We start from the raw sequence: 4,893 nt of genomic DNA, 5'->3' as shown, positions 1-4,893 counted from the left end.
CTAGAGAAACGCCCTCCAGGCGGCCACACCCATGTCCGCCCAGGTCAGAGGCCAGATTCGATCCTCCAGGTCACCGAATTAAGTCGAACCCGGGGAAGCGGGCGCCTTCTGGGAATGGGCCGACGCTATGCCGTTCTCGACAACGCGGAGCTGACCGCGCCGTGACGCCCCCAGTGGTCCTGACGCAGCCAACAACCGGATCCGCTTCAGGACGTCGGGAAGCTACGGAACCTTCACCAACTGGGGCCGCTGGAAGCCAACATGGCGGGGCCGCTGAACAACGTCACAGCCAGTCCACGCCCTCGTGACAGCCCTGGCCCGGCACCCGGCATGAGCGGAGACAACCACATGCCCGCCGCGCCGATCCACTGGATCCTCGTCGGCTGGGACGCCTCACCCGCCGCTGGACGAGCCCTGGCCACCGCCACGGCCATCGCCGGCAGGCGCTCCCCGCGTCCAGAGGCCCGCCTTCGTATTCCGGGTTCTACAGCACCTGAGGATCATGGCACCAAGCCGGCTCGCTGACCACGACGACAGCCCCCGCCCTGGACCTCGAGGAGGAGGCCCTTTCATGTCTGCTTCAGCAGGTGGGGTCGGCTGATGCCTGCACGTTCTTCAGCCGCTTGGCGGGTGTGGCGTCAGCTTCGTAGCCGGGACTCGAATACGCCGCCTGCGTGTACGTGCCGGGCGTCGTCGGTGACGCCTTCAGCAGCCACTGGAACGTCGCGTAAGCCGCCGATTCCGCCTCGGCGCCACGGCCGATCAGTGACCGAAGTGGGTGACCTTGATGTACGTCGGCGTGGCCGGGCCACCTCAGGACGGAGGGCCAGCAACCTCTTCAAGCATTTGAACGGCCTGTGCTGCGGAGATGTCATCGAGGGAGACCGTTTGCGGCCAGGCTAGGTCCGGGGATACGTCAGCGAAGGGAGCAGAGAGGCAGCCATTGCTCCGTAGCTGCTGTTTGAGGTGGCACCCGAAGGCCCAGGCGTCCTGGGCTGCCCTGAACCGCCAGCGGGCCAACGGGCGCCATGCTCGGCGGCTGGGATGCAAATGGTTCCGGCCGGCCTGGGCCACCCCCCATCCCAGAGCGCCTTGGCCATCGTGGGTCACAAGGTAGAAATCACCGGGTTCGACAGCGCTGATGCCCTGCTGTGCGCATACGGGGCAGCCCTGGTGGCGGCCGGGCAGGTTTCGAGGGACGGGCGCCGAGTGGGTGTCGCAGGTTGTGCAGCGGCTTCTCCAGGGCGCGTCTGTGCGGCCTGGGTAGGGGTCGAGTGGGGCGAGGCCGTGGGAGAGCATGCAGGCGACGGCTTGTTGCTCGTCAAGTTCGTTGTGGGTGGGGAATCGAGCAGCCCGGCAGGCCCAGCACTGGTGGCCGCGCTGGCGGACTGAGGCGAGGGTGGGGGTGCTGTGGTGGCCGCAGTTCTGGCATGTGGACAGCCAGGGACGTAGTTGCTGGCCGGGGTAGGGGGTCAGTGGGGTGAGGCCGGCTGCTTCCATGGCCGTAGCGGCCGCGGTGGGGCTGAAACTGCGTCCACCGCAGTGGGTGCAGCGGGCCCGTCCGTTACGGACGTGCGTGAGACGTTTGGTCTTTACGGATGCGCACTGGGCGCACCGGGACAGCCAAGCGTGTCCGGCTCCGGGGTAGGGCTCGAGCGGGAGCCAGCCGTGCTGTTCCATCACGGCTGCGGCTTTGGTGCCGTCCAGCATGAGTTTGGCGGCGAGTTTGCGTGAGCGGCATGCGCCGCCGCAGGGGCCGGTCCCTTTGTTGATGACGTCGTTGTAGCGCGGGGAGTTGACCTGTCCGCAGCGCAGGCACCGGCATTTCCATGGATGCTGGGTTCCGGGGAACGGCTCGAGCGGTCGTGCGCCGCGCGCCAGGAGCGCTCGGACGGCTTCGGCCTCTGTGATTCTGCGTGGTGGCATGCACTTCCCCCGATTCGTGCTCGCGCGTGCCTGGGCCGGCCCGTGTCGTCCGGCCGTCCAGTGCTGTCCCATTGTGACGATCGCTGCGCACAGCTGAGCCGGTTCGGCTCGATTGCATCAGAACGAGGCGCCCGGACTCTGTTTTGCGTGAGGGGTACGCGTGTGCGCGGACGTGGGCCGTCCGCCGCCTGGAGCTGGGAGTTACCCGGGGCAACGAGCCTGGCCGGCCGCTGAGGGGCGTGTCACGGAACTTCCATTTTTTGCATATGCACGTGCAGATGAGTGGAGGGCAGCCCTCCGGTCGGCATCGGGTCACTCAAAAGGGTGAAGGGTGTAGAGATGTGATGGCAGCGGTCCGGACCAGACCGCTCCCGCAAAGTCCAGCGGCGATCAATTGTTCCTCACTCCCGTGCGTAGACGCACGGGAGTGAGCGGTTTGAGATCGGCCGCGGAGGTCGCTGGACCGTTTTTCTTCAGAAAAGAGAATCGACTCGCCTGGACGGGTACTTGACGAAACAATTTCTCATCACGGCACGGGGCAGGAAGTCTGAGTTACCGTGACGCAACGGGAGTTGAGCAAGTAGCGTCTCCCTGCGATCGTCCGTACGCCCGGAATGCGGGCGGGCCCCGGCGGTGTCTTGCACACACCTCCAGGGCCCTGGTGCGGACAACCAGAACGAAAGGACACTAACCTTATGACTGCCCGACTTTATGGGGGCCTGCAGTGCAGGCTCCCGCGACGCGAAAATACCATTTCGCGCTTCCGGGTTCCAGGAAACGGCTGGGCGGGCACCCTGGAGATCCAGCTGCGGCTGACCATCGTCGTCGTGATCGTCCTGATCGGGGCACCTGTCTGCGGCGCCGGTGACGGGCGGCTGTGGGTAGCCGCGGGCTTGATGGCCAGGCTCTCCGTCCGGGCTCTCATCCTGCGCATCTGATGCCGTCCGTGTGTGGGCCCCGACGTGGGGCCCACACACAAAGGCGAGCGGCTGGTTGCGGCCCGCCGCTCGTGCTGCCGGGATCCGATGTCGTGCACGAGGAGCCGAGCGATGAGGATGCGGACACCAGCTCAACGCAAGCAGTGCGGTTTTTGCGGACAGGCCCTGCTTCCCCGGGAAGGTCGCGGGCGCCGGCGGGACTATTGCGACGACGGCTGCCGCAGCCGGGCCCGCAAGGCGCGAAAAGCGCAGCGGGGACTGCCCCTTGTCCTACCCAGCGCCATCCGCGCGGCAGGCGATCTATCGGCGCTGGCCGGACGTCTCGTGGCCGCGGAACGTCTGAGACTGCCGCTACGCACCCGATTCAACCTCGTCGACAGTCTCCTACGGCACACGGAACGCTTCGCGGCCGTCGCAGTCACCGAGGCCCGGAAATCCGGGGCCAGTTGGGAGGAGGTGGCCACAGCGGTAGGGCTGACAGCAGTGCAGGCCAGCGCCCGGTGGGACGAGGCAGCCTTGAGGGCTCTGTTTCCTGCGGAGCATGTCTCCGACCGGCGCAGGATGCAGCAGCGCCTTTCGGACGCTATGGCACATCTGCAGGTCGGCTCGAACGTGTCGGTCGACCAGGCCGCAGAGCGGGCCGGGATTGACCTGCCCCGCCTCACACGAGTACTGGAGGGCAGCTGCCTGCCGACCTGGCCGGAGGCGTACACACTGGCGAGTGTCTTCGGCGGCCGGGCCGAGGACTTGCGAGTGCTGTGGGAGAGCGCCTGCGGCACGGTGCGCTCCCCCGGCCTGCCGGCCCAGGGTGCGGCCGGCTATCTGGCCGCCGCTCTGCGGGGCCTGCATCTGTCGGTCGGCTCCCCGGAGCCGGAACGGCTCAGTCAACAGGCTCTGTTGCCGGCCGACTGTCTCCGCGAGGTACTGACTGCCCACCATGTTCCGCCCTGGCCGGCCACGGCCCGGCTGGTGCGCGCCTTGGACGGGCGGGTCGAGGACTTCGAGCCGCTGTGGCAGGCGGTGCACGAGGCCGCTGCCGACCTACAGGGGGGCACTTCTCCCAGGCGTTCAGGTTGTCCGGGCTGCCAGGGCCTGTCCCCAAGCGACCTCTAGGGCAGGCGCCTGGGCGCCTCTGATCGGGTTTGCGCACCGGTCGGCTCCTGTGGGCTGGCCGGTGCGCTCCGGTGTGCACCGGCGTAATTTCCGGCACTTCCTTACGCCATTTTCGTCCCTGCAGATGTTTACGCGTCTCGCGCTTGGATGCCATCATCTGCCGCTCTAACATGGGTGATTCACCGAAGCAGGCGCCTGGGGGCTACGTGACGTTCGTGACAGGAAATTCAGAAACAGCCGGAATTGACGTGAGCACGCCAAGCGTGGCGCGCATGTACGACTGGCTCCTGGGCGGGGTGGACAATTTCGCCGCCGATCGTCAGGGGTGCGAGCAACTCCTGCAGATCGCTCCGAGCAGCAAGATCCTGGCACGGAACAACCGGGCGTTTCTCCAGCGGGTCGTCCGGGTCCTCGCACAGGATTACGGAATCCGCCAGTTCATCGATCACGGCTCGGGGCTGCCCACTCAGGAAAACGTGCACCAGATCGCGCAGCGGATCGATCCGCAGTCCCGCGTGGTCTACGTCGACAACGATCCCAGCGTGCTCGCCCACGGCCGGGCGGCACTGGAGGAGAACGACCGAACGGTAGTCCTCAACGCCGACATGCGCGACACCGACCAGATCCTCGGCCACCCGGAAGTGCAGGACCTGATCGACTTCAGCCAGCCTGTCGCCGCGCTCTTCGTCTCGGTGCTTCACTGCCTGCCCGACGAAGCCCGTCCCGGGGACCTGGTGCGCCGCGTGGCCGAGCGCCTGCCCGCTGGCAGCTTCCTGGTGGTCTGTCAGCTGGTCAGCGACCGGGCCGACGTGCGCAACCGGCCCGGGTTCGACTTAATTCGGTGACCTGGAGGATCGAATCTGGCCTCTGACCTGGGCGGACATGGGTGTGGCCGCCTGGAGGGCGTTTCTCTAGG

The 4,893-nt window shown here is 67.1% G+C and carries 2 protein-coding genes and 1 pseudogene; all 3 read left to right on the top strand.

Going from position 1 to position 4,893, the window contains the following annotated elements:
• The first annotated feature begins 2,621 nt into the window (after positions 1 to 2,621).
• Complete coding sequence (locus AB0M27_RS46690; protein ID WP_365732288.1) at positions 2,622 to 2,864, top strand: hypothetical protein; 243 nt, start codon at positions 2,622 to 2,624, stop codon at positions 2,862 to 2,864.
• A gap of 585 nt (positions 2,865 to 3,449) precedes the next feature.
• Positions 3,450 to 3,977, top strand: coding sequence for a hypothetical protein (locus AB0M27_RS46685; RefSeq protein ID WP_365732287.1), 528 nt, complete (start codon positions 3,450 to 3,452; stop codon positions 3,975 to 3,977).
• A 170-nt stretch (positions 3,978 to 4,147) separates the two neighbouring features.
• Positions 4,148 to 4,792 (top strand): annotated as a pseudogene (locus AB0M27_RS46680) (SAM-dependent methyltransferase); the annotation flags it as partial.
• Positions 4,793 to 4,893 lie beyond the last annotated feature (101 nt).

Source organism: Streptomyces sp. NPDC052107 (genome assembly GCF_040680215.1).
In the GTDB taxonomy this organism is placed as follows: Bacteria; Actinomycetota; Actinomycetes; order Streptomycetales; family Streptomycetaceae; genus Streptomyces.
Note: the sequence above shows the minus strand (reverse complement) of the source record. Positions and strands in the feature narration are given on the sequence as shown.